Origin of the sequence: Bilophila sp. 4_1_30 (assembly GCF_000224655.1) — a bacterium.
Classification (GTDB): Bacteria; Desulfobacterota; Desulfovibrionia; order Desulfovibrionales; family Desulfovibrionaceae; genus Bilophila; species Bilophila wadsworthia.
Genome location: NZ_JH114270.1, coordinates 1 through 960 on the forward strand (window position 1 = coordinate 1; position 960 = coordinate 960).

General features: G+C 60.6%; 1 pseudogene. It reads right to left on the minus strand.

The features are described 5' to 3' along the window. Window positions 1–75 precede the first annotated feature (75 nt). A pseudogene (locus tag HMPREF0178_RS20085) lies at window positions 76–960 on the minus strand (hypothetical protein); the annotation flags it as partial.

Sequence of the window (960 nt, forward strand, 5' to 3'; positions counted from 1 at the left end):
CATCAATGCTACGCAGGCATGACGGTTTGTGATGATCCGTAGACAGGGTTAGAATTGGAGGCATCGATGATCAGATTATCCCCAGACTCCAGCAGTCTTCGTTTCCAAAGCGACAGTCCCATTAGGTTCCCAGTGTGACTGAAAGGCTCCAGAGGGGCCACCACCTTCGATTGACATAATGTTCCATCCGGACCAAGCGCCCGTGATGTTAGGAATCCCCGGCGCGTTGTACCCGCCCGCGTTCCCGCTCCCCGACCAAGCTCGGAAAAACTGTTCGCTTAGGTTAGGAACGTATAATCCCGTAGGGTTAGCGGCATTTGGTCGCCATTTTCCGAGGTTAGCAGCGATGGTGGCGGAGTTCGCGTTATACGCCAGCAACATCCCTGCGAACCCTCCGGCATCGTATATCTTTTTCAGTTCGGGCCAGTCCGCGAACAGCGCGAGGTCGCCGTTCGCCCAGACGTGTCCGACGGGCAGGGTCGTGGAGCGCCAGTAGCGTGGGACGCCGATCATGGAAAGCCGGAAGGCTTCTGAAGCTGTCACGCGGGCGTCGTTCCCTTGACACGCCGTACCCGCACCAGTGCCGTACTTGACCGTCAGCGTCCGATTCGCCGCAAGCGAACCGCCTCCGGAGAGCCCGGTTCCGGCGATGACCTGAATGGTCGTCGGGACAGCACCGATATCCGCAGGGGTGAGCGCATCCGTGCCCCCGGTCTTGTGTGTGGTCTTGTGTGCCGTGGGCGTCCGGGCATTGCTCAGACGAGCGTCGTTTCCCTGACAAGCCGTGCCCGTAGCCGTGCCATAGGTGACTGCCAACGTCCGGTTCTCCGTAAGTGAACCGCCTCCGGAGAGCCCGGTTCCGGCGATAACCTGAATGGTCGTCGGGACAGCACCGATATCCGCAGGAGTGAGCGCGTCCGTGCCCCCGGTCTTGTGTCGTGGCCTTTGTGTGCCGTGGGC